We start from the raw sequence: 1,442 nt of genomic DNA, 5'->3' as shown, positions 1-1,442 counted from the left end.
TGATCTGACCCCGAAATGTTGGACGCCATCTATGCCCGCCGTGCTTGAGTCCTGTATTCCACAGGGCTCAGGCCACTTAGCTTCAGCCTGATTCGCGAATGATTGTAGTAGTGTATGTAGTCCTCTATACCTGCTTCAAGCTCATCGAGACTGTTGAATTTGTTCAGGTAAAAGAACTCGGATTTCAACGTGCCAAAAAAGCTTTCCATAGCCGCATTGTCATAGCAATTTCCTTTGCGGGACATGCTTGGCTTTACCGCATGCTCGTTCAGTACGCGGCGGTAGATAGGCATCCGGTACTGCCATCCCTGGTCGGAATGCAAGATTGGTTTATCGCGTGGCCGCAGCCTCTCAAAAGCTTGCCGTAGCATCGCACCAACCATGTCGAACAGCGGGCGCCTCGCGGTCTTGAAGGCGATTATTTCGCCGTTATAGAGGTCAAGGATCGGCGAGAGATAAAGCTTCTGCCCCCCGACCCGAAACTCCGTCACATCGGTTACCCATTTCTGGTTCGGTCGTTTGGCATCGAACTTCCGTTTCAGCAGGTTCGGCGCTACCTGACCCTCTTCGCCTCTGTAGGCCCGGTATTTCTTTATGCGCACACGGCTTTTCAACTGAAGCTCGCCCATGAGGCGCTGAACAGTCTTGTGGTTCACAAGATGGCCAGCTCGCCGAACGGCAGCAGTGATTCGGCGATAGCCATATCGGCCCTTGTGCTCGTCGAAAATTGAGCGAATTCTGGACTTCAGCTCTGCGTATTTATCAACGGATTGCTGCACCTTTTGTTGATAATAAAAAGTGCTACGGGCCAGGCCAGCCAATTTCAGAAGGCCTTCCAGAGAGTGCTCCTGCCTCAGTTCAATCACGATTTGCGCTTTTTCGGCTGCGCTGCTCGTTCCTTCACTTGAACCAAGGCATCGAGCTTTTTTAAATAAGCAATTTCCATCCGCAACTGGCTCAATTCGGCCAGCAAATCATCACGCGTACGAGCTTCATCGTCCGAAGATTCAAGCTGAATGGACGGGATGGGGTTTGTCATTTTTTTGTGAAGTCCGCTTGCTGGCTGCCGGGACAAGGCCTCCAAACCGCCTTCATCATACCTGCGCTCCCATTCGCCAATGATGTCGGATTTCCGGATATCAAACAGGGCAGCGACTTGGCGATAGGACAGCTCTTCCTCTCGCATACGCTGCAATACATTCAGCTTGAACTCAGGGCTGTAGTTCTTCTTTCTCTTACTTTTGAGGCCTGCGGCACCAAGCGCCTGATATGCCGCAATCCACTTTCGAAGCGAAGAGGCATTGACCCCGTGACGATGCGCGACCTCTCTGTGACCTGCGCTCCCCGAACAGTAATCTTCAACAACCGACAATTTCGCCTGCTCTGTGTACTTTTTCATGACACCCCTGGATGTTGATGTCCAACATTTCGGGGTCAGATCA

1 protein-coding gene is annotated in these 1,442 nt (G+C 51.8%); it reads right to left on the bottom strand.

What is annotated here, in order from left to right:
* Positions 1–29: 29 nt before the first annotated feature.
* Positions 30–1,399, bottom strand: a protein-coding gene (locus JFT58_RS30025) for an IS3 family transposase (protein ID WP_086008204.1) whose coding sequence is annotated in 2 segments (ribosomal slippage) — positions 30–931 and positions 931–1,399 — 1,371 coding nt in all. Because the reading frame shifts where the segments join, the coding sequence is not laid out codon by codon here.
* Positions 1,400–1,442 lie beyond the last annotated feature (43 nt).

It is taken from the genome of Pseudomonas sp. MF6767, from assembly GCF_016405475.1.
Classification (GTDB): Bacteria; Pseudomonadota; Gammaproteobacteria; order Pseudomonadales; family Pseudomonadaceae; genus Aquipseudomonas; species Aquipseudomonas paracarnis.
This window is presented reverse-complemented; position numbering and strand designations above follow the sequence as displayed.